18 protein-coding genes and 1 riboswitch are annotated in these 21,555 nt (G+C 67.6%); of the genes, 8 read left to right on the top strand and 10 right to left on the bottom strand.

All coding sequences use genetic code 11. The annotated features are described in order from the left end of the window. Positions 1–6 precede the first annotated feature (6 nt). From ACF8LI_RS22025 to ACF8LI_RS22005, 5 genes are all read left to right on the top strand, one after another. The gene (locus tag ACF8LI_RS22025) at positions 7–1,194 is read left to right on the top strand and encodes a CaiB/BaiF CoA-transferase family protein (RefSeq protein WP_209669296.1); all 1,188 of its coding nucleotides are present in this window, start codon (positions 7–9) and stop codon (positions 1,192–1,194) included. Continuing rightward, entirely contained in the window at positions 1,191–1,955 is a 765-nt protein-coding gene (locus tag ACF8LI_RS22020) for an enoyl-CoA hydratase (RefSeq protein ID WP_392414122.1), read from the top strand. The genes ACF8LI_RS22025 and ACF8LI_RS22020 overlap by 4 nt, the downstream gene beginning before the upstream one ends. Before the next feature lie 156 nt (positions 1,956–2,111). Further along, positions 2,112–2,948 (top strand): lectin, encoded by an 837-nt coding sequence (locus ACF8LI_RS22015; protein ID WP_267179099.1) that lies wholly within the window; start codon positions 2,112–2,114, stop codon positions 2,946–2,948. Between the two features lie 9 nt (positions 2,949–2,957). Beyond that, positions 2,958–3,800, top strand: a complete 843-nt coding sequence (locus ACF8LI_RS22010) for a YdcF family protein (RefSeq protein WP_392414121.1) — start codon at positions 2,958–2,960, stop codon at positions 3,798–3,800. 87 nt (positions 3,801–3,887) lie between these two features. After that, on the top strand, positions 3,888–4,358 hold the full coding sequence (locus ACF8LI_RS22005; RefSeq protein ID WP_013802423.1) for a VOC family protein: 471 nt from the start codon (positions 3,888–3,890) through the stop codon (positions 4,356–4,358). A gap of 7 nt (positions 4,359–4,365) precedes the next feature. Here the strand turns inward: ACF8LI_RS22005 and ACF8LI_RS22000 are convergent, their stop codons facing one another. Then, positions 4,366–6,345 (bottom strand): UvrD-helicase domain-containing protein, encoded by a 1,980-nt coding sequence (locus ACF8LI_RS22000; RefSeq protein WP_392414120.1) that lies wholly within the window; start codon positions 6,343–6,345, stop codon positions 4,366–4,368. 415 nt (positions 6,346–6,760) lie between these two features. Here ACF8LI_RS22000 and bioB point away from each other — a divergent pair, with 415 nt between their 5' ends. Further along, entirely contained in the window at positions 6,761–7,822 is a 1,062-nt protein-coding gene (bioB, locus tag ACF8LI_RS21995; protein ID WP_392414119.1) for a biotin synthase BioB, read from the top strand. Positions 7,823–7,870: 48 nt separating this feature from the next. Here bioB and ACF8LI_RS21990 read toward each other — a convergent pair whose 3' ends face one another. Further along, positions 7,871–9,022: a site-specific integrase gene (locus ACF8LI_RS21990; protein WP_392414118.1), complete on the bottom strand. Its 1,152-nt coding sequence runs from the start codon at positions 9,020–9,022 to the stop codon at positions 7,871–7,873. Positions 9,023–9,275: 253 nt separating this feature from the next. Between ACF8LI_RS21990 and ACF8LI_RS21985 the strand changes: the two genes are divergently transcribed. Beyond that, the gene (locus ACF8LI_RS21985; RefSeq protein ID WP_046983923.1) at positions 9,276–10,256 is read left to right on the top strand and encodes a DNA-binding protein; all 981 of its coding nucleotides are present in this window, start codon (positions 9,276–9,278) and stop codon (positions 10,254–10,256) included. A gap of 32 nt (positions 10,257–10,288) precedes the next feature. Here ACF8LI_RS21985 and ACF8LI_RS21980 read toward each other — a convergent pair whose 3' ends face one another. Beyond that, complete coding sequence (locus ACF8LI_RS21980; RefSeq protein ID WP_392414117.1) at positions 10,289–12,085, bottom strand: methyl-accepting chemotaxis protein; 1,797 nt, start codon at positions 12,083–12,085, stop codon at positions 10,289–10,291. Between the two features lie 126 nt (positions 12,086–12,211). Then, positions 12,212–13,537, bottom strand: coding sequence for a serine hydrolase domain-containing protein (locus ACF8LI_RS21975; protein ID WP_392414116.1), 1,326 nt, complete (start codon positions 13,535–13,537; stop codon positions 12,212–12,214). 140 nt (positions 13,538–13,677) lie between these two features. Between ACF8LI_RS21975 and ACF8LI_RS21970 the strand changes: the two genes are divergently transcribed. Then, entirely contained in the window at positions 13,678–14,604 is a 927-nt protein-coding gene (locus tag ACF8LI_RS21970; RefSeq protein ID WP_179217879.1) for a LysR family transcriptional regulator, read from the top strand. A gap of 4 nt (positions 14,605–14,608) precedes the next feature. Here the strand turns inward: ACF8LI_RS21970 and ACF8LI_RS21965 are convergent, their stop codons facing one another. The 6 genes from ACF8LI_RS21965 to ACF8LI_RS21940 all read right to left on the bottom strand — a co-directional run bounded on the left by ACF8LI_RS21965 (position 14,609) and on the right by ACF8LI_RS21940 (position 21,546). After that, complete coding sequence (locus tag ACF8LI_RS21965) at positions 14,609–15,391, bottom strand: CbiX/SirB N-terminal domain-containing protein (RefSeq protein WP_392414115.1); 783 nt, start codon at positions 15,389–15,391, stop codon at positions 14,609–14,611. Further along, positions 15,378–16,166: an ABC transporter ATP-binding protein gene (locus tag ACF8LI_RS21960; protein WP_392414114.1), complete on the bottom strand. Its 789-nt coding sequence runs from the start codon at positions 16,164–16,166 to the stop codon at positions 15,378–15,380. The genes ACF8LI_RS21965 and ACF8LI_RS21960 overlap by 14 nt, the downstream gene beginning before the upstream one ends. Further along, on the bottom strand, positions 16,163–17,254 hold the full coding sequence (locus ACF8LI_RS21955) for a FecCD family ABC transporter permease (protein WP_392414113.1): 1,092 nt from the start codon (positions 17,252–17,254) through the stop codon (positions 16,163–16,165). Before ACF8LI_RS21955 ends, ACF8LI_RS21960 begins: the two co-directional genes overlap by 4 nt. After that, positions 17,241–18,293: an ABC transporter substrate-binding protein gene (locus ACF8LI_RS21950; RefSeq protein WP_392414112.1), complete on the bottom strand. Its 1,053-nt coding sequence runs from the start codon at positions 18,291–18,293 to the stop codon at positions 17,241–17,243. The genes ACF8LI_RS21955 and ACF8LI_RS21950 overlap by 14 nt, the downstream gene beginning before the upstream one ends. Continuing rightward, positions 18,293–20,419: a TonB-dependent receptor gene (locus tag ACF8LI_RS21945; protein ID WP_392414111.1), complete on the bottom strand. Its 2,127-nt coding sequence runs from the start codon at positions 20,417–20,419 to the stop codon at positions 18,293–18,295. Before ACF8LI_RS21945 ends, ACF8LI_RS21950 begins: the two co-directional genes overlap by 1 nt. Before the next feature lie 120 nt (positions 20,420–20,539). After that, positions 20,540–20,859, bottom strand: a riboswitch (cobalamin riboswitch). Between the two features lie 12 nt (positions 20,860–20,871). Further along, positions 20,872–21,546, bottom strand: a complete 675-nt coding sequence (locus ACF8LI_RS21940; protein WP_392414110.1) for a 2OG-Fe(II) oxygenase — start codon at positions 21,544–21,546, stop codon at positions 20,872–20,874. Positions 21,547–21,555: the final 9 nt, after the last annotated feature.

Here is a 21,555-nt window from a genome sequence, read left to right as displayed (position 1 = left end):
CCCGGCATGAGCAATCCCCAATCCAACCCGCAACAACTGCCCCTGCAAGGCATACGCGTGCTTGACGTCAGCCAGGTCATGGCCGGGCCCTTTGCCTGCATGCTGCTGGCCGACCTGGGCGCCGATGTCATCAAGGTCGAGCCTCCGGGCACCGGCGACCAGACGCGCGGCGCCATGGGCTTCAAGATGAAGGGCCCGGACAGCATGGGCTTTCTGAACATGAACCGCAACAAGCGGTCGCTGACGCTGGACCTCAAGAGCGAGGAGGGGCGTGAGGCCTTCTACCAATTGGCCACGACAGCCGATGTCATCGTCGAGAACTACCGGCCCGGCGTGGTCCAGCGCCTGAAGATCGACTATGAAAGCATTCGCCGCATCAATCCGCGCATTGTCTATGTCAGCATCTCGGGCTTCGGCCAGAGCGGGCCCTGGGCCCAGCGGCCGGGGTTCGACCTCATGGCCCAGGCCATGTCGGGCGTGATGAGCGTCACCGGCTACAAGGGAGAGAAACCCGTCAAGGCCGGCGTGCCCGTGGCCGACATCGGTTGCGCACTGTTCGCCACCTACGGACTGCTGGCCGCCTACATCGGCGCGCAGAAGACAGGGCAGGGCCAGCACATAGACGCCTCGCTGTTCGACTCGGCCATGGCTTTCTCGATTTGGGACATGTCCGAATACTGGGGCACCGGCGTGCCGCCCGCGCCGCTGGGTACCAGCAACAAGATGAGCGCCCCCTACCAGGCCGTGAAGGCGCGCGACGGCTACTTCGTCATGGGCGCCACCAACCAGAAACTCTGGGCCAGGCTGTGCGCGCTGATCGAGCGCCCCGATCTGCTCGAGCACCCCGACTACGCCACCGTGGCGCTGCGCCTGAAGCACCGCGAGGCACTGATAGGGGAGCTGGAAGCGGAATTGGCCCACCACGACAGCGCCGACTGGGTGGACCGCATGCTGGAGGCCGGAATTCCCGCCGGCCCGCTGCTCACCTATCCGCAAGCCTTCGAGGGCGAGCATGGCCGGCACCGCGGCATGTGCATGGAGATCGACCACCCCATCGAGGGCAAGGTCAAGAACATCGGCTTTCCCGTCAAGATGCTCGGCACCCCCCAGCAGGTGCGCCGCCATCCGCCCCTGCTGGGCGAGCACAACGCGGAAATCATGGCCGAACTCCGTGCCCTGAAGGCCGCCGCATGAGCACCGCCCTGCATGAAGCCGTGGCACTGACCGTTCACGCCGGGGGCGCGGCCGAGATCCTCATCGACCGCCCCGAACGCCACAACGCCATGAGCATGCCCATGTACGAGGCACTGCTCACAGCCCTGGAGCGCTGCCAGGCCGACCCGGCCATCCGCTGCGTGATGCTGCGCGGCGCGGGCGGCAAATCCTTCATCTCGGGCACTGACATCGCCTACTTCAAGGACTTCCATGACGGCCAGCAAGGCATTGCCTATGAAGCCTTCGTGGAGCGCGTGATCGACGCCGTGGAGCGCATCGCCGTGCCCACCATCGCCGTCATCGACGGCTGGGCCGTGGGCGGCGGCCTGGCCCTGGCCACGGCATGCGACTTTCGCATCTGCAGCACCGGCTCGCGCTTCGGTGCGCCGATTGCCAAGACGCTGTCCAACACGCTGTCGTCACGCAACATCGCCCGCCTGGTGGCCAGCCTGGGCGTGCCACGCGTCAAGCGCATGCTGCTGCTGGCGGACTACCTGTCAGCCGAGCAGGCCGAGGCCTGCGGGTTCGTGCATACGGTGGTGCCGGCAGATCAATTGCAAGCCCAGGCACAGGCGCTGGCCGAGCAGCTCATGGCCTTGTCGGCAACCACCCAATCAGCAGTCAAGGAAAGCCTGCGGCGCATCGTGGTGGAGCAGCGGCTGGATGATGAGGATCTGGTGTCGGCGGTGTATGGGAGTGGGGAGTTTCGGGCGGGGGTGGCGGGATTCAACAGGCAATGATTTGAGCCAGCCTTGCCAGAATCTGGCGCAATCCTACAAATTGCTTGGCTAAACTCCACAGCCTGGAAAGAGGCGGTGGCTGCATTCTTGGCCTGAAAGAAAAGGCCGGTTGCTGCGCGTAGCCGCCCCTCAGATCAACGCAGCCCGAGAAATCCCATGCAAATCAAGAAATGCATTTCCGTCCTGCTGGCCAGCAGCTTCATCCTGCCGGTTCTGCCTGCGCATGCAGGCGAAGAGACGGTGCAGCTCATGTCCAATGGCCGCTACCAGACCTACAGCCTGCCCGACGACGCGCAGCAGGTCCAACTGGTCGAGACCTTGGCGGGCAACTGCAGCTACAACCAAAACTGGGGCTATGACCTGGGCCGCCGGGAGATGTGGGTCAAGGGTGGCTGCGGCGGGCGTTTCCGCATCCTGACCGGCCTGCCCCAGGGCGCGCAGGGCCAGGAAGGCGGAAGCGACAACACGGGCGCATGGATCGCCGGTGCCGCCGTGGCAGCCATTGCCGGCGCCGCCATTTTGGCGAACAAGCGCGACAAGGACCGCGAACGTGAACGCGACGAGCAATGGAACGATGACCACTATCCGGGCTACCCGGGCCATCAGCCCGGCTACCCGTCGTGGGGCGGACGGGAGGTGCGGGGCCAGAACGGCCTGTGCCTGGATGTGTCGGGTGGCCTGCGCCCGGGCAACGGCCTTATCGTGTACCACTGCAGCGGCGGTGAAAACCAGCGCTTCACGCTGACGCGTGATGGCGAGATGCGCGTGGGCGACCTGTGCCTGGACGTCGCCGACGGAAGCACGCGCAATGGCGCGCGCGTGATCGCCTGGCAATGCCGCAACCAGCCCAACCAGAAATGGGACTGGAGCCGTGGACAGATCCGCAGCCGCTTTGCCAACAAGTGCCTGGACATCGAAGGCGGCAATGCCCGGCCGGGCCAGCCCGTCATCGTGTGGTCCTGCGCCGGCGGCCCCAACCAGCGCTGGAACTGAGGACGCTTGTTGCACAAGCTCTCTGCCGCGCCCGGGCCAGTGCCCGGACGCAACGCCGTCGCGGGCATTCGGCGGCTGGGTCCCTTGCAGTGGCTGGGCCTGATCACTGGCGCCGTGCTGCTGGGCGATGCCGTGGTGCTGATGGCACGCGGCATGTTCAATCTGGGCGTGACGCTGCCAGCGGTGCTGGGCCTGCTGTTCATGGCGTGCAGCTTCTGGCGCGCGGCCATTGCGCGCAGGCTGCGCGCCAGTGCATGGATTCGGCGCGCATGGTGGCTGGGCTGGACGGCGCTGGCGATATGGCTGGCCAGCCTGCTGCTGTTCTGGGCACATCTGCTGTCTGCTTCTTCCCGGCTGGCCCCTGACCAGCCGGTGCAGGCCATCGTGGTGCTGGGCAGCGCCACGCGTGAGGGACAACCGTCGCTGACGCTGGCCCAGCGGCTGGACCGCGCCGCCAAACTGGCTGCAAGCCAGCCCAAGGCGCTGGTGATCACCAGCGGCGGCGTGGACTTTGGGGAAAGCGAGAGCGAGGGCGCCGTCATGGCGCGCTATCTGCAGCAACGCCACGGCATTGCGCCAGAACGCCTGCTGATAGAGCAGCGCAGTACCAGCACGGCGCTGAACCTGGCGTGGAGCCTGCCTCTGCTGCAGGAGCGCGGCGTGGCCCCGGACGCGGCGATTGCCATCGTCACCAGCGATTTCCATACGCTGCGCGCGGGCTGGATTGCCGAGCGCAGCGGCTACGGCCAGGCCTTCACCGTGGGCGCGCCCACGCCGGCGACGATCCGCGCCAACGCCTGGCTGCGCGAGTACTTTGCGGTGATCAGCGGCTGGGTGCTGGGGGAGTTCTGAGCCCGATGGCGGCATTGCCCGCTGCGCCTTGCGTGCCCCGGTTTGCCTCCACAATGTGATTCTTCATACATCAACAGGAGCGAGACAGTGGCAAGCGAACAGCGTCCTTTCCGGGTTCTGGGCATACAGCAGGTGGCCATCGGCGGCACCGACAAGCAGCGCATGAAGCGCCTGTGGGTGGACATGCTGGGCCTGACCCAGACCGGCACATTCCAGAGCGAGCGCGAGAACGTGGACGAAGACATCCTGGCCATGGGCCAGGGCGCGCACAAGGTCGAGGTGGACATCATGCAGCCGCTGGACATCGACAAGAAGCCCGCCGTCCACACCACGCCGCTGAACCATATCGGCCTGTGGATCGACGACCTGCCGCTGGCCGTGCAGTGGCTGACGGAGCAGGGCGTGCGCTTTGCGCCCGGCGGCATCCGCAAGGGCGCGGCCGGCTACGACATCTGCTTTCTGCACCCCAAGAGCAATGACGAGTTTCCGATCGCTGGCGAGGGCGTGCTGATCGAGCTGGTACAGGCGCCGGCCGAGGTGATTGCCGCCCTGGGCTGAGAGGCCTTCAGGCGAAAGGCTGGACGCGCCGCTCGGCATGCTCCAGCAGCCACAGCCTTTTTCGGGCGCGCGTCATGGCCACGTACAGGCGGTTGCGCTCCAGAAAGGCCAGCGCGTGCGGGGCCGTCGCCGGAAAGCGGCCAGGCTCCATGAAGGGCAGGGCGACGTGGTCGTACTCCTTGCCCTTGGCTTCCTCGATGGTGCTCAGATGGAAGTCGAATCCGCGCTCGGCCCGCACGGCACGCTCGAAGCGCGTGGCCATGGCCGCCACCTGGGCCAGCATGTCGGGCACGGTCATGCCCGCCACCGAATCCATGAAAGCCTCCACGCGCTGACGCAAGGCCGCCGACTGGGCCTGCGACAGGGCCACGCCGGCAAACAGCCCCCAGACATCGGCCTGCTCCAGCAGGCTGCGCGCGTCTGACTGAAGCGCCAGGGGCAGCTGCAAGAAGCTGCCAAAGGCCTGGAAGTTGCGTTGTCCGCCCTGCAGGCTCGATTGGTCGCTCAGGAAGCGCCAGATGATCTGCGGGTTGTGCAGCATCTCGCCTGCCATGCGTTGGGCCAGTGTGTGGCGGCTGGATGGATCGGCCATGTCACCGCCTGCCACGCTGCCCTTGCCGTAGAACAGCGCACCTTCCACGAAGGCGGCCAGGATCTCGCTGCCCAGAACGCTGGTCTCGGCCTTCCAGGACAGCGCCTGCATGCCATGTGCATAGCAAAGGCCCAGCAGCAGGGCAATCTCGCGCTGCAGGTAAAAACGCTTGAAGCCGTAGAAGCTGGCGGACTTGCCGGCGCGGTGGATGGCCCATTCCAGCGCGCAGGCGTCCTGCTCGTGGCGCAGGATCACGGTCAGCGAGGGATTGCGCGCGCTGCCAGAAGGCGGCTCGCCCGGCGCAGCGGGTTCGGTGGCACGTGCCAGGCTGGCCTGGATCTGCAGCAGCTGGTCAATGCACTCGCTGTCGTCGGAGTGCTGCAGCTGGTACACGGTGCTGAAGCGCGTGGGCGCCGCTGTCAGGCCCACATTGAACAGCGCATTGACGGCCTTGGCCACTTGCGGGCCGAAGCGGCGCGACTGCGTCAGCGCCAGCGTGGCCGTGGCTTGGGGCAGGAAGTCATCGAGCTGGTGGAGCTTGTCGCGGAACACGGACCAGGCCTGTGCCTCGATGTGCTGGTTGAAGTCGCCTGCGCCCAGGAAGGCGCAGCCGCTGGTTCCGACCAGGGCGCGCAGCAGTTGCAGCGAGGCCGGGTCCAGGTCATGCATCTCGTCGAACACCACCAGGTCGTAGCGCGGCAGGTCCAGCGCCTGGCCCTGCAGGGCGTCGCTGGCCAGTGCATGGCTGCAGTCGCCTTCCGCGTAGTACAGCGGGTCGCCACAGTGGTCGATGCGGCGGCGCTCGTACTCGAAGAACAGGCAGGCCAGGCGGTAGTCGAGCAAATACTCCTCGCAGAAACTCGCCAGTCCCATGCCTTCCTCGGCCAGGCGCTGGGGCAGCAACGACTTCTTGGCGCTGAGGTTGAAGTCCCAGAAGGCGTCCAGATCCAGATCGCCGGGCTGCTCGAACAAAGGGTCGGGCTGCCAGGCCAGTCGCTCGCGCAGCGCATCATGGGCCTCGCGCACACGGGCCTGCAGCGCCACGCGGTCGGCCAGAAAGTGAGCCGCCGGGTCGCGGCGGCGGATCTGCTGGGCCGCCCAGCGCTCCACCGTGGTGATCTGCACCTGGGGCGGCACCTCGCGCACCAGTTGCTGCAGCCGGTGATGGAAGGCCGCCACGCCGGAGCGCGAATAGGCCAGCACCAGAATGCGCTGCGCCTGGCCGCTGCGGCAGGCCTGGACCACCTTGCAGGCCAGCGTCGTGGTCTTGCCCACTCCCGCCAGCGCAGCCACGATGGCCGAACGCCCCTCATGCGCCAGGATGGCCTGCTGCTCGCGCGAGAGCAGCAGCGGCTTGCCGTGATCGGTAGGAAATTCCAGGGAGCGCAGGGACATGTGAGGGAAATCTGAGCAAAAGCGGCGAAAGCAGAGGGAAGCGGGTTCAGCCGCAGGCCGGCAGGGCTGAAAGCCGCTGTGGCGACGACGGCAGGCACCCATTGTGGTCGTTTTGGAGAGGCATCTGGCAGGTATTGGGAATCCGTTGCCGCGCCTGTCCACGCATCTTTTGAAGCGCTCATCGGACAATTGAGCGATGTTGACCGCCAATGGCCGCGTGCTTGCGGCAAGAAGAAGTCACCGAGAAGAACTTCTGCCAAAACATGCCCAACATCGCTCAAAAATAAGCGAAGTTCGCTTTTTTTGCAGGCCATGAAAACGGGGCAACTATTTTTGCCAAGGAGCCGGCTTTTTCATTCCCAAGGCTTTTTTTGCTCATCAGAATGAAAAAAGCAGACCCACAGAGGAGTTTTTGATGACCGCCTGCAGCACCACCCCGACGACTTCCGCCACCTCCGCACAGCCTGCGGCCGGCAGCCCCCTGCAATGGCATGCACGCCCCTCCAAAAGCGACATGCTGCCGTTTGAAGGCGCCTGGAGCGTGCAGGCCATCCAGGAACTGCTGGACAAGCCCTTCATGGACCTGATGTTCCAGGCCCAGAGCGTGCACCGCGAGCACTGGCCTGCGGGCGATATCGAACTGGCCACGCTGCTGTCGGTCAAGACCGGAGGCTGCCCCGAGAACTGCGGCTACTGCCCGCAGGCGGCCGAGTTCGACACCGGCGTCAAGGCAGAAAAGCTCATGAGCGTGGACGAAGTCACGCGCGCCGCCCAGGCGGCCAAGGACGCGGGCGCCACGCGCTTTTGCATGGGCGCAGCCTGGCGCGCGCCCAAGGACCGCGACATCGAGAAGATGAACGAGCTGATCGGCGCCGTGAAGGGCCTGGGCATGCAGACCTGCGCCACGCTGGGCATGCTCCAGCCCCACCAGGCGCAGTCGCTGCGCGAAGCGGGCCTGGACTACTACAACCACAACCTGGACACGGCGCCCGAGTACTACCAGGACGTGGTCAGCACGCGCCAGTACCAGGACCGTCTGGACACGCTCAAGGCCGTGCGCGGCGCAGGCATCAGCGTGTGCTGCGGCGGCATCATCGGTATGGGCGAGGCGCCCGTGCACCGCGCGGGCCTGATCGCCCAGCTGGCCAATCTCAATCCGCATCCCGAGTCGGTGCCCATCAACAGCCTGGTGCGCGTGCCCGGCACGCCGCTGGCGGACAGCGAGCCTGTCGATCCGCTGGACTTCGTGCGCGTGATCGCGGTGGCCCGCATCACCATGCCCACGGCGCGCGTGCGCCTGTCGGCGGGCCGGCAGCAACTGGGCGACGCCGTGCAGGCCCTGTGCTTCATGGCCGGCGCCAATTCCATCTTCTATGGCGACAAGCTGCTGGTGACCGGCAACCCCGATGTGGAGGCCGACGCCACGCTGCTGCGCAAGCTGGGTCTGAGCGGCACGCGGACCTCGGTACAGGAGTGAGCCTTGGGGCTTTTTTTTGGGGCTTTTGAGCTCTTTTGAGCCGGCAGCTCAGCGCTGCGGTCCGCCGCTGCCTTGCGCGGCGGCGGCCGCATCGTCGTCGCCGGCATCGAGCAGCCGGGCCGCACGGTTGCTCAACGCGGAATCCGCACGGAAATAGCCCAGCACCGTATTGACGCTGCTGTGCCCTGTCAGCGCCATGGTGTCGGGCAGGGGCACGTTCTGGCGCCCGGCCTCGGTCACAAAGCCCGAGCGCAGGGAATGCGCCGAGAAATCTCCCTCCACGCCTGCCAGCGCACAGCGCTGCTTCACGATGTCGCGCACGGCCGCCGGCGACAGGGGCTCGCCCACATGGCCGCCCTTGCGGATGCGCCGGAAGATCGGCCCTTCCTGTATGGCGGCGGCACGCAGCCAATCGGCCAGCGCCTGGGCCGCGCGCCCGGTGACGGGCTTGTGGTTCTCGGGCGCGTCCCGTCCGGACTGGTTGGTCTTGGAGTGGGCCAGCGTGTAGATGAATTCCTGCGGCCCCACGGACCGCAGGTGGCGCATGTCGGCTCCGGCCACCTCCGAGCGGCGGCGCCCGCCGCTGGACCAGGCGAACAGCAGCAGGGCACGGTCACGGCGGCCGCGCAGGCTGTCGTCACAGGTGTCCAGCAATTGCTCCAGCAAGTCGCGCGTCAGCGCATCCTTCTTGGCGGGACCTTCACCGCGCCGCGCATAGGCCTTTCGCGTGCGCGACATCAGCTCGCGCACCGCACCGTCCTGGCAGGGGTTGGCCAGTCCATGCACCTGATGGGCCTTGGACAGCACCGCCATGCGGTGCACCAGCGTGTTGTGCGACAGGGGGCCTTCGCGGGCCTTGTATCCGGCCTCGACCAGGGCGCGGTCCATGTGCGCCGGCATTTCACTGGCCAGGCCCGCGCCGGTCTGCCGCTGGGCATGGTCAATGATGAATTGCAGCACGCAGGGCACATCCAGCGGCAGCTGCATCTGCCGGTCAAACCGCAGCGCATGCCAGGCGGACCAGTAGCGCATGGCGCTTTGGTAGCTGTTTCTGGTGTTGGCGGATTCGCCCTCGTGCATCAGCTCGCGCACGGCCTGCCGGGCGGCAGGCTCCAGGCCGGCGGACGGCAGGGCGTTGCCTTCCTGGATGTCGTCCAGGGGCTGAGGTCGGGAGGTCAGCGAAAAAGGGCCGGTGCGCATCCATGGATTGTCGCCCGACGCCGCCCGGGCAATCCCTTGCGGGCCTGCAGCGATCGGCACGACGCAAAGTTCACTTTCCAGCGACCAGGAGCGGCCTTTTTGCGCCACAAATCCGTGTAATGTGCGCATCCATACTGTATGAAAATTTCATATGTAATATTTAATACATCTAACATATGATGTATTACACAAAGTTAAAATAACTCACGATAACAACCTCTTATCGTTGGTAATATTGGAAATAGTTCACGATATGCAGAAAACATCCACCCGTGGCGTGCAGGAAGCCGATGTCTGGGCCGCGGCAGACGCCTTGATCGCCCAGGGCCTGCGGCCGACCATCGAGCGCGTGCGCCAGCACATTGGCCGGGGCTCGCCGAATACCGTCAGCCCCATGCTGGAGACCTGGTTTGCCACGCTGGGCCAGCGCCTGGGCGTGGCGGCAGGGCAGGGCGAACTGCTGCCGTCGTCGGTGCCCGATCCCGTTCAGCGCCTGGCGCAGCAGCTGTGGGACGCCGCCCAGGAAGAGGCCATGGAGGCCGCCCGCGCCGCCTTGCAATCCCGGGAGGAAGCGGCACAGGCCACGCAGGCCGAGCTGCAGGAGCAGCAGGAGCAAATGGCGCGGCGCGAGGCGTCCATGCAAGCGCAGAAAGAGGCCATGGACCAGGCCCTGCAAGTGGCCCAGGCCCAGTCGCAGGACTTGTCGCGCCGGCTTGATGAAATGCAGCAGCAGCTGCAGGACCGCGACGAACGCCTGGAAGAAATGCGCGATGCGCTGGCCGAAGCCGCCCGCCAGCGCGAGGCGTTGCAGCAAAAGCATGGCGAGGAAATGCAGTCCGCCGCGCTCGAGCGCCAGCGCATGGCCGAGCAGTACGCGGGCAATGAGCGCCACATGCTCAATGAGGTGGACCGCGCACGCCAGGAACTGGCGGCTGCGCGCAAGGCCGCCACCGAGCAGGAGCGCAAGGCAGCGACCCGCCTTGCAGAGCTGCAAAGCCGCTATGAAAAGAGCGAGGAGGAGCAGCTGAGCCTGCATTCCCAGCTGCAGACCGCCCAGAATGCGGCCGCCCTGGCGCAGGAGCGGGCAGCGGACCTTCGCAGCCTGCTGCAGGCGCAGCAGCGATTGGCCGGTGCGGCCGTGCCCGAGGCGGGTGCTGGACTGCCCATGGGCCGGCGCGCAAGCCTGTCTGCGGCGCGCCGCTCCATGACGCGCCTCAAGGACAGGCGGGGCTAGCAGTCAGGGCCTGCGCCCCTGGCTGGGCCCGGTCAGGACTGGAGCCGGAACCCCGCCACCACATCCGCCAGCTGCGCGGCCTGCTGCTGCAGCGACTGGGCGGCGGCCGTGGCCTCTTCGACCAGGGCCGCGTTCTGCTGGGTGGACTGGTCCATCTGGCTGACGGCCGTGCCGATCTCGGCAATGCCCGTGCTCTGTTCCTGGCTGGCATTGCTGATCTCGGTGACGATGGCGGTCACGCGCTGCACGCTTTCCACCACCTTGCCCATGGTGGCGCCTGCGTCCTGCACCAGCCGGCTGCCGGCATCGACCTGGCCCACGGAGTCATCGATCAGCGCCTTGATTTCCTTGGCGGCCGTGGCGCTGCGCTGGGCCAGCGTGCGCACTTCAGAGGCCACCACGGCAAAGCCGCGGCCCTGCTCACCGGCACGGGCTGCTTCCACAGCGGCGTTGAGCGCGAGGATATTGGTCTGGAACGCGATGGAGTCGATCACGCCAATAATGTCGGCAATGCGGTGCGAGGATTGTTCGATGCCGCCCATGGTGCGCACCACCTGGTCCACGACCGTGCCGCCATGCGTGGCGATGTCGGAGGCGCTGCTGGCCAGTTGCCGCGCCTGGCGCGCATTCTCGGCGTTGTGCTGCACGGTGGCCGTGAGCTGCTCCATGGCGGCAGCCGTTTCCTCCAGCGAGCTGGCCTGCTGCTCGGTGCGTGCCGACAGGTCCTGGTTGCCGCTGGCGATTTCGGTGGAGGCATGGCGCACGGTCTCGGACGATTCCCGGATGCGCACCAGCACCGAGGCGATCTTGTCGGTGAAGTGGTTGAACGCGCGTGCGATCTGCGTCAGTTCGTCATTGCCTTGCACCGACAGGCGGCGCGTGAGATCGCCGTCACCCGAGGCGATGTCTTCCAGCGCATCGCGCACCACGGCCAGCCGGCGCGTGACGCGGGCAATGACGGCGCCCAGCAGCGCAATCGCCAGGATCAGCGAAATGGCAACGATGGCGCCCGACACCTTGAGCAGCGAACCCAGCGCGGACAGCGCCTCGTCGCGCTGCACGGCCACCACCAGTTGCCAGTCCGTGCCGGGCACGCCCTGGCCGTAGAGCAGGAAGTCCTTGCCGCCGACGGCCGTGCGCATGCCGGAGTCCGCCTTGGGCAGGGCCTGGATGGCGTCGGCACGCAACTGGGGCGAGAGCGCGGAGACGGGCTTGAGCGTGAGTGCCGGATCGGGATGGGTGACGATGGCACCGGCCTCATCCACCAAGAAGGCAAAGCTGCCCGGCGTGGGCCGGATGGCGCCCACGGTGCGCACCACCGTGGTCAGCAGCACGTCGGTGCCGACCACGGCGACGGGATTGCCGGCCGGGCCCACGGGCTCGGCAAAGGTCACGCCCACTTCGGGTGGAGAGACAAACAGATAGGGCGCCGTCACGATGGGCCTGCCTTCCTTGAGCGCCTGCCTGAACCAGGGGCGGGCCGTCACGTCGTAGTCGGCAGCCATCTCGTTGAGGAAGAACATGCGCTTGTCGGTGTAGCCGAAGTAGGCATCCGAGAAGCCGCCGCCGTCGCGCAGCGCCTGGACCACGGCACGCGGCTCCGGCGTATCGACCGCCTGCGCCAGGGTATGGGTCAGCAGGCGCTTGGTCGCCACCCATTCGCCCAGAACCTGGGCCTGGGCGTTCACCAGCTGGCGGCTCTGGTCGTCGAGGGTGGACAGCACATGGCGCTGCACCGTGAGGAAGTTGGCAATGGCCAGGGCCAGCATGGCCACGGTGACGATGGCCACGCTGAGCGCGATGAGTCGCGCACGCAGGGACTGGAACATAGAAGAATTACTTATTGCAAGAAGATGCTACATACGTTAGCAAATTTTCTTGACAATACGCGTTCTTGCAGGCGGTGCCCCCTGGCCGCCGAAGCCTATGCGGGAAATTCGCTCCCCTTCAGCGCCTCAGCGCTCCCCAGCCAGCAGCCTGCCCAGCGCCTCGTAGGCCGGCAGCGAGGTCGGGTCATTGGCCGCATTGCCAGCCACCGGATGGGAGGCAAAGCGCGCAATCACCATCTGTGCCTTGGGATCGATATAGACGGTCTGGCCATGCACGCCGCGCGCCGCGAAGGCGCCATGGGCGTTGTGCGTGACCCACCACATGTTGCGGTAGGTCCAGCCCGGCAGCAGCTTGTAGCCGGCCTTGGCAAAGGCCGCCGCATCGCCGCCACGGCGGATGTCGTCCACGGCGGCTGCGGGAACGATCTGCTGGCCATTGAACTGGCCCCGATTGCGCAGCATCTCGCCAAAGCGCGCCAGGTCCCGCAGGCCCAGGTTCAGGCCACCGCCTGCAAAGGGCGTGCCTGTGGAGTCCACCGACATGTAGGCATCCTGCTCGGCGCCCAGGCGGCTCCAGATGCGCTCGGACAGCAGATCGGCCACCGATTGGCCGCTCACGCGCGCCAGCACCCAGCCCAGCGCATCGGTGTTGGCCGTGCGGTAGCCGAAGGCCTTGCCGTGCACGCCTTCGGGCTTCACGGTCTGCAGGAATTCGTAGTAGCTGCGCGGCCCGGTGTAGTCCTTGGCCTTGGGCAGCGGGTTGCCCGCTGCCGCGTGCGCCCAGACCTCGGCCTGGGGGTCCGCATAGTCTTCGCTGAAGCGTATGCCCGTGGTCATGTCCATGAGTTGGCGCACCGTGGCATTGCCGAAGGCCGAGGCCGCCAGCTCGGGCACGTATTCCGACACGCGGCGCGAGGGGTCGAGCTGCCCCTCGGCAGCCAGCATGGCCGCCAGCGTGCCGACGAAGGACTTGGTCACCGACATGGCGCCGTGCTGGCCTTCGGGTTTGAGCACGCCGAAGTAGCGCTCATAGACCACGCGGCCCTTGTGCAGCACCACGATGCCGTCGGTGTAGTTGGCCTTGAGCGAATCGCGCCAGGTCATGGGCTGGCTGGCACCCAATGGCGTGAAGCGCAGATCGTCGATGTCGTCGCGCAACGCCTGGGCCAGCGGTGCCGCAGACGCCAGGCCGCGCGACACATTCACCGTGGGCATGAGCTGGCGAAAGTGCGAGACGCTCCAGCGCATGGCGGGAAACTGGAAATAGGAGCCGTCGTCGAAGCGCAGCGTGCGGTCCGGCGGTGGCGGTGAGCCCACCATCCAGCCCAGCTTTGCGGGGTCGCTGGCATCGGCATCGGGATAGGAGGGGGTCTTGGCTGCGGTGACCCCTGCCGTGGCTGTGGCGAACACAAGGCTGCCAGCCAGGGCACCGGCGAAATGTTTGAGCTGCATGGCGGCAACCATACTACGGTTGCCCCGGCGCCAAGATCCGCTGCCAAAGCGTGCGCCCAGTTGGCGCAAGCACGACAAATGGGTTTCTCGTTGGACTAAGCTTCAAATAGTTTTTGAAAATCAAAGCCTGGCGAATGCCCATGAAAAGCCTGCAAGACCTGGATATCTTCGTGCGCACCGCAGACAGCGGCAGCCTCTCGGCCACGGCGCGTGCCCTGGACCTGACCCCGGCTGCGGCCAGCGCAGCGCTCAAGCGGCTGGAGGCAGAGCTGGGCGTGACCCTGTTCGTGCGCTCCACGCGCAGCCTGCGGCTCACGCAGGAGGGCGAGCTGTTTCTGGAGCACTGCCGCCCCGCGCTGGCCGGCCTGCGCCAGGTGCGCGACCAGTTGGCTGGCGGCCAGGCCGCTTTGCGCGGCACGCTGCAACTGGCCGCCCCCTCCGACCTGGGCCGCAATGTGCTCATGCCGTGGCTGGACGAGTTCCAGAGCCAGCACGCAGGCGTGGATCTGCGCCTGCACCTGTCCGACCGCGCGGCCAATGTCTACAGCGAGCCTGTGGACGCGGCATTTCGCTATGGCAGGCCGCAGGATTCCAGCCTGGTGGCCTTGCCGCTGTCGGACACGCACCGCCGCGTGCTCTGCGCCGCGCCTTCCTATCTACAGGAACGCGGCGCCCCGGCAACGCCCCACGACCTGGCCGGACATGACTGCCTGTGCTTCATGTTGGGCGAGGAAGTGCACGACCGCTGGAGCTTCTGGCCGGCAGGGCAGGGGGCTGCCGTACCTGAGCCCGTCCATGTGCGGGTGCGCGGCCGCAATGTGGCCAATGACGGAGATGCCGTGCGGCGCTGGGCCGTGGCCGGGCGGGGGATTGCCTACAAGTCGTATTTCGACGTGGCCGAGGACCTGGCCCGGGGCCGCCTTCTTGCGCTGTGCACCGACTGGACGACCGAGTGCGTGCCGCTGTTCCTGGTCGCCCCCAGCCGCAGGCAGTTCACGCCGCTGGTGCGTGCGTTGCGGGATTTTGTGGCAGTGAGGCTGGCCGAGCTGGAGGCGGCACAGCCCTGAGACATCACGAATCCCGCGTCCCCAGCTCCACAGGCCCGTGCACATGGTGCTCCGCGCAGACCTGCCGCGAGAGCACATGGGTTTCGATCACTTCGGCGGCATTCTCGGCCGTGAGCCGCCCGTACCAGATGCCGTCCGGATAGACGATGGCCAGCGGGCCATGGTTGCAGGGGTACTGGCAGCTGGTCTGCAGCAGGCGCAGCCTGGCACGCAGTTCGCTGCTGGCCTGCACGGCCTCGCCCAGGCTTTGCCAGACGGCCACGGCGCCCAGTGCCGTGCAGCGCGGTCCCGTGCAGACCAGGGCATGGTGCTGGTGGTCCGGCACCTGGGACCAGGCCTGGGGATCGTGCTGCCATTGGTCGCCTGCGGATTCGGCCACATCCGGGGTCTGCAGGGCTTGCCTAATCTGCGGCGCCAGCAGCGCGGGCATGGCCGCAGCGCCCAGCAGATGGTCGGCAAACCGCACCTGCACGGTCTGGTCCGGCAACTGCGAGCGCCAGCGCATGGCCAGCTTGTGCAGCCAGCGCAGCAGGGCAGGCTCGTCGGGCGAGAACAGGGGCAGCACGACGATGGAGCGGGCCGGCAGGCATTGCTGCAGCGCCTCGGGCAGCGAGGGTGCAGCCTTGTCCACGAAGGATGTGACGACCTTGCAGGCCGGCTCCAGCGTCTGGCGCAAGGCCTCGGCCAGTTCGATCAGGCTTTGGCGCGATGCTGCGCCCGTGCCGCCGCGGCCCAGCACGATCACGGCGTCGGGCCTGGGCGGGATGGAAGTTTCAGAGGAGTTCATCGGGAATGAAGCTGATGCGCAGCCGGCCGGTGGCGGCATGGATGTCCACCTCGGCAGCCACGCCGTAGACCTGGCCGATGGTGGCCGGCGTCAGTACCTGGGCCGGTGTGCCATGGGCAACGATGCGGCCTTGTTCCATGAGATAGAGACGGTCGCAGTAGTGGGCGGCGATGTTGAGGTCGTGCAGGGCGACGATGCTGCTGATCTGCAGCCTGCGCACCAAGCCCATCAACTCCAGCTGATGGCGTATGTCCAGGTGGTTGGTGGGCTCGTCCAGCAGCATCAGCCTTGGCTGCTGGGCCAGCGCGCGGGCCACGAGCACGCGCTGCTTTTCGCCGCCGGAAAGGCTGGAGAAGCGACGCGCCTCCAGCGCCAGGGCATTCACCTGGGCCAGCGCCTGGCGCATGCAGGCGAGGTCCTCGGCGCTGTCGCCCGCCCAGGGGGACTGGTGGGGGATGCGGCCCATCATCACCGCCTCGCGCACGGTGAAGTCAAAGCTCTGCGGCGCCTCCTGCGCCAGGACCGAGACCTGGGCCGCGAACTCGCGCGCCGTCATGTCCCGGATGTCGCGCTGGTCCAGCAGCACGCAGCCTGCGTCGGGCCGCAGCACGCGATAGAGCATGCGCAGCAGGGTGGACTTGCCGCTGCCGTTGGGGCCGATGAGCCCCACGCATTCGCCGCTGTGCAGGGCGAGGCTGGCCTGGTCCACGATGCGCGGGGCGTCGGCACGCCGGGCATCGGCACTCCAGCACAGGTCCTGGGCTTGCAGCTTCATGGGCCGCGCCCTCCCTGCACCGGCTGGCGCACCAGCATCCAGACGAAGAAGGGCCCGCCGATCAGCGAGGTGATCACGCCCACGGGCAGTTCCATGGGCGCAAAGGCCGTGCGCGCGACAAGATCCACCAGCACCAGCAGCAGGGCGCCGGCCACGGCAGCCACGGGCAGCACGCGCCGGTGGTCCGTGCCCACCAGCATGCGCGCGGCGTGCGGCACGATCAGCCCCACAAAGCCGATGGCGCCGCTGACCGCCACCATGGTGCCCGTGAGCAGCGAGACCGCCAGGAACAGTGCGCGCCGCAGCCGTGCCGTGTCCACGCCCAGCGTGGCGGCGGCCTCGTCACCGGCCAGCAGGGCATTGAGCGGGCGCGTCTGCAGCCCCAGCCAGAGCATTCCCGCAGCCAGCACGGCGGCGGGAATGCCCAGTTCCTCCCACTGCGTGCCGGCCAGGCTGCCCAGCGTCCAGGTCAGCAGGGCATTGGCCAGGTCACGCTGGCCCGATGACAGGGTGATCAGGCTGGTCACGCCCGCCAGCACATAGCCGATGGCCACGCCACCCAGGATCAGCCGCGTGGCATGGATGCGGCCCTGGGAGCGCGCCAGCAGGTAGACCGCCACGGTGGCCGCCAGCGCCCCGGCAAAGGCCCCGGCCGTGAGGGCGTACATGCCGGCCGAGGCCAGCGCACCGAAGGCCAGCACGGCCACGGCGCCCACCGACGCACCCGAGGACACGCCCAGCAGATAGGGATCGGCCAGCGGATTGCGCACCATGGCCTGCATGATGGCGCCCACCACGGCAAGCCCCGCGCCCACCAGGGCCGCCAGCAGCACGCGCGGCATGCGGATCAGCCAGACGATCTGCTGGTGCTGCGGCGTGATGCCCTCCAGCGGCGGCGGCTGCATGCCCAGCGCCTGCAGCAACCGGCTCCAGGCAATGCGCCAGACCGTGCCGGCCGGCATGTCCACGGGCCCCCAGGTGATGGCCAGCGTCATCACCAGCAACAGGGCCGCGAACAGCAGCAGGCACCAGGCGCGGGCAGCGCCCGGGCGGCTGTGCCAGCGGGTGCGTGCCTCAGTGCCCGGCATGGGCGGTCGCCGGCACGCGGTCGGGGTGCAGGGCCTGGGCCAGCGCGCGGGCCCGAGCGATGTTGCGCGGGCCGGGCGTGGCCTCGGCATAGGTCATCACGAAGAACCGCTTTTCGCGAATGGCATCGACGCCGGCCAGCTCGGGCTTGGCCAGCAGGAAGTCGATCTTGCCCTGGGCATGGGGCTGGCCGTAGTCGATGATGACGATCCACTGCGGGTTGCGCTGCACCACGTCCTCCCAGTTGCCTGCGGGCCAGTTGCTGGGAATGTCGTCGAAGATGTTGCGCCCGCCCGCTTCCTCGATCATGGCCTGCGGCATGCCGTAGCGGCCCACGGTCACGGGGATGTCCTGGCCGCTGTCGTAGACGAAGACCGAAGGCCGCTGCCGCACGCCCTGCATGCGCTCGCGCAGGTCCTTCAGGTCGCGCTCCAGCCCCTGCGCCAGTTGCTCGGCATGGGCGTCGATGCGGAAGATGCGGCCCAGGTTGCGCAGGTCGGTCAGGCCGTCTTCCAGCGCCACCTGGCTGCGCGGCCCCACGCGGATGCACGATTCGGACAGCACATACGAGGCAATGCCGTGGCGCTGCAGCACCTCGGGCGTGACCTGGCCCTGGCGAAAACCGTAGCTCCAGCCGCCGAAGACGAAGTCGGCCGAGGCGCCCAGGATGGCCTCCAGGTTCATCTCGCGCTCGGCCAGCCGCGGCACGCGGGCCAGCTGGGCCTGAAAGGCCGGGTCGATCTGCTTGGCCTGCGTGATACCGCTGTAGCCCACCAGCCGCTCGCCCAGGCCCAGAAAGAGAAACATCTCGGTGATGTTCACGTCATGGGTCACGGCGCGCAGCGGTGCGTTGGCGTAGGTCACGGGGCTGCCGCAGACATTGACGGTCACGGCCGCCTGCGGTGCGGCAGCCGGTGCCGGCAGTTCACTGGTGGTGCCGGAATCGCTGCGCGAGCAGCCGGCCAGCAGCAGGGTGGCCGCCAGGGCGCCAGCGCACAGGCCCTGGAGACCGTGGAGGCTTTTGGAGCGCGCCATGGCCATCAGAACCGGATATGCGCCGCGATCTCGAAGCGGCGGCCTTGCCCGACCAGGAACTGGCTGCCGTAGCTCGATCCCACATAGACTCTGTCGGCCAGGTTGCGGCCGATCAGGCTCAAGGTGGTGCGCGGGTCCACCTGCCAGCTCAGCGCGGCGTCGGCCACGGTGTAGGCGGGCAGGTTCACGGTATTGGCGTTGTTGCCAAAGCGGTCACCCACGTAGCGCAGGCCCAGCGAGGCCTGCCAGGCGCCCACGCGGTAGTGGCCCCAGAGGTTGGCCGTGGTCTTGGCCACGTTCTGCGGGCGGTTGCCGGCGCGGTTGCCGCCGGCCTCGATGAGCTTGTCGAACTGGGCATCCACATAGGACAGGTTGCCCTCCAGGCGCAGGGCGGGCGTGGCCTGGAAGTTGGCAGTGACCTCGGCGCCGCGCGAGGACTGGCTGCCGCCCTGGATGGAGATGGCCGGGCGGTCGGGGTCGCGCGTGATGATGTCGTCCTTCTTGATGTCGAACACGGCCAGCGTCCATTCGCCGCGCCCGCCTGCCACCTGCTGCTTGATGCCGATCTCGGCCTGGTGGCCCTTGCTCAGCTTGTAAGCCGTGTTGGCCAGGTTCAGCGAGACCAGGCTGTTGACGGGATCATGGCCCGAGCTGATCTGCCCATAGACATGGGTGTCGCGGGCCAGCTCATAGGTCAGGCCCAGGCGCCAGGAGGTGGCGGCCAGCGTCTTGTTGAAATCCGCGCCGCCCACCAGGGAATGGCTGGCAAAGCTGTAGACATCGCGGCGCAGTCCGGCCATGGCCAGCCAGCGGTTGCTGATGCGCCAGGCATCCTCCAGGTACAGCGCATGCTGGGTCACGCCGGTTTCGGTCTTGGCCTTGGTGACATCGGGGCTGGCCCAGCTGCCATGCACGGGGCCCCAGGCCGAGACCGTGGACGAGCCGCCATAGGGCGAGTTGTTGGACAGCCGCAGGTTGATGCGCGCGGCCTCCCAGCCCATGGCGATCTTGTGCGAGCCCCGGTCCACGTTCAGGCCCAGGCGATTGCCGGTCTGCTCCAGGTCGTGCAGGATTTCCAGGTAGTCGGAGCGGCCCACGGTCCAGGTGGCGGGGTTGAGCGCGTAGGCCTCGATGTTGCGCCAGTGGCGGTCCGACTGCACGTGGTACAGCTCGTTGCGCACCGTCAGCCAGTCATTGGCCTTCCATTGCACCTTGGCGCGCAGGCGCTCGTCGGCATAGCGCAGCACGCTGTCTTCGGCGTTGTAGTTGCGGTCGCGCAGGGACTCCACCACCTTGCCGTCCAGGCCCGGCGTGCCCCAGTAGCGGCTGGGCTTTTGCACGCTGCGGTCGGCAATCAGGTCGATCTGCAGGTCGCTCGTGGGCTCCAAGCGCAGCGTGCTCATGAACTTGCCGTTGCGCGACTGGTCCAAGTCGCGCTCGCCCGCGCTGCGCGCGGTGTAGCTGTCGATGCGGTAGCTGGCATAGGCGCCCAGGGCGCCGGTCACGCCCAGGCCCACGCGCAGCGTGTCGTCCGTGCCAGCGCCCAGCAGCACCTCGGCCGAGCTGGTGCGGCTGGGCTGCTTGCGGATGGCGTTGACCGTGGCGCCCATGGTGCCGCTGCCATACATCAGCGAGGCCGGGCCGCGCAGCACGTCGATGCGCTCGTAGCCCCAGCTGTCCCCGGGATAGGCCGTGGTGCCGGCGGCCACGCCCAGCACCATGCCGTCTTCGGCCACGCCCACGGAGTTCACGCCCGCAAAGCCACGGCTGCTGAAGGACAGGCCGCCGTTGCCCGGCGTGCTGCTGGAGGTCAGGCCCACGGTGCGCGTGACGGCGTCCACCAGGGCGTAGTCGCCGCGCTCCTGCATCTGCTCGGCAGAAACACCATCCACGCTGGCAGGCACTTCCTGGTTGGAGACGCCGGTATGGCTGGCCGAGCGCGCAGGCTGGGCCAGTTGCTGGCCGATGCGTTCGGCCTGGCCGGTGACCTGCACTTCGGGCAGGACAGTCTGTGCCTGCACAGGAGCGGACAGGAAGGCGCAGGCCAGGGCCAGCGGGCTCAGCCGAAGGCAAAGGGAATCGGCAGCACGGGTGCTGGGAACGCAGGAAAGGGAGGAATGCATTTCGAACATCGGTCTTCGACCGCCTGATGCGAAAGCAAGGCACTGCCGCCTCTCCAGCCAGCGTGCAAGGATAGGGTGCAGGACATTGCCATCCGCACCCCGCAGACAGTCAAGAAAGCGCCCGCTCAGCGGGCGCGAAACGCAGCAGGCCGGTCTCCGGGCTCACAAGCGGCGCAAGGACATGCCTTGCGCCCAGCGCCCCGTCTTCCCAATCCACCCGCGAAAAGCTGCATGTTGCAGACCACGCCATGAACCAGTGACAGCCTGTCATCGCCCCTCCGCAGGGTTGCGGAGACTGGCGGGACAGGCGTGGAGCGCCTTGACTTGTTTACCGTTGCGGGGGCAGCCAAGGCCTGTGCCGGCAGCGCAAAAAGCATTTGCTGGCAGTCACCTTGTTCCCGTTTCATCCCCATGGCTGGCATGTGGACACCTGTTGCACGGATGCCTTTGCAGGCGCGGCATTATAGCCAGCGGCCCGCGTCGGTAGCCTGCGGCGCGTCGTGCAGCAGCAGTTCCAGCCCCAGGCGCCCGCCCCGGTGAACGCGGCTGATGGCATGGCGCAGGTGCACGCGGTAAAAGCCTGCCGCACCGCGCACCGGGCGCGGCCCCGTGGCGATGATGGCCGCATCCCCCAGGCCCAGCGGCAGCACCATGGGGCGCGATTGCATGCGCGGTCGCTGCTCGGTCATCACGAACTCGCCGCCCTCGAAGTCCTGGCCCGGCCGGGACAGCAGCAGCACCAGCTGCAGCGGGAACACCGCCGCACCTTCGCTGTATGAGCGCAGCGGGGCATGGCCCGCCTGCGCCACATGCAGCAGGTGCGACTGCGGATGCATCTGGCCGCGCTGGTGGCCCAGCTGCCCGAAGGCCTCGAACGAGGCGGGCAGGGCAGGCTGCATGTCCATTTGGGCACGCCAGCGATTGGCAATGGCAAGCAGGTGCCGGTACAGCACCGGGCGCCATGTGTCGAGGGAGGGCGGCAGGCCATTGCGCATGGCCGCCTCGCTAGCCAGGGCGCGGCTTTCATCCGCATTCAGCAGCCGTGGCAGCAGGCAATGGCCCTCTGCATCGAGCTGGGTGGCAATGCGGCCCCAGTCCAGGCCGGCGAAGCGATCACTGCTGTTCAGCCCATCCATTTCGACCCC

Source organism: Delftia sp. WSY_12, from assembly GCF_043104645.1.
In the GTDB taxonomy this organism is placed as follows: domain Bacteria; phylum Pseudomonadota; class Gammaproteobacteria; order Burkholderiales; family Burkholderiaceae_C; genus Comamonas; species Comamonas tsuruhatensis.
This window is presented reverse-complemented; position numbering and strand designations above follow the sequence as displayed.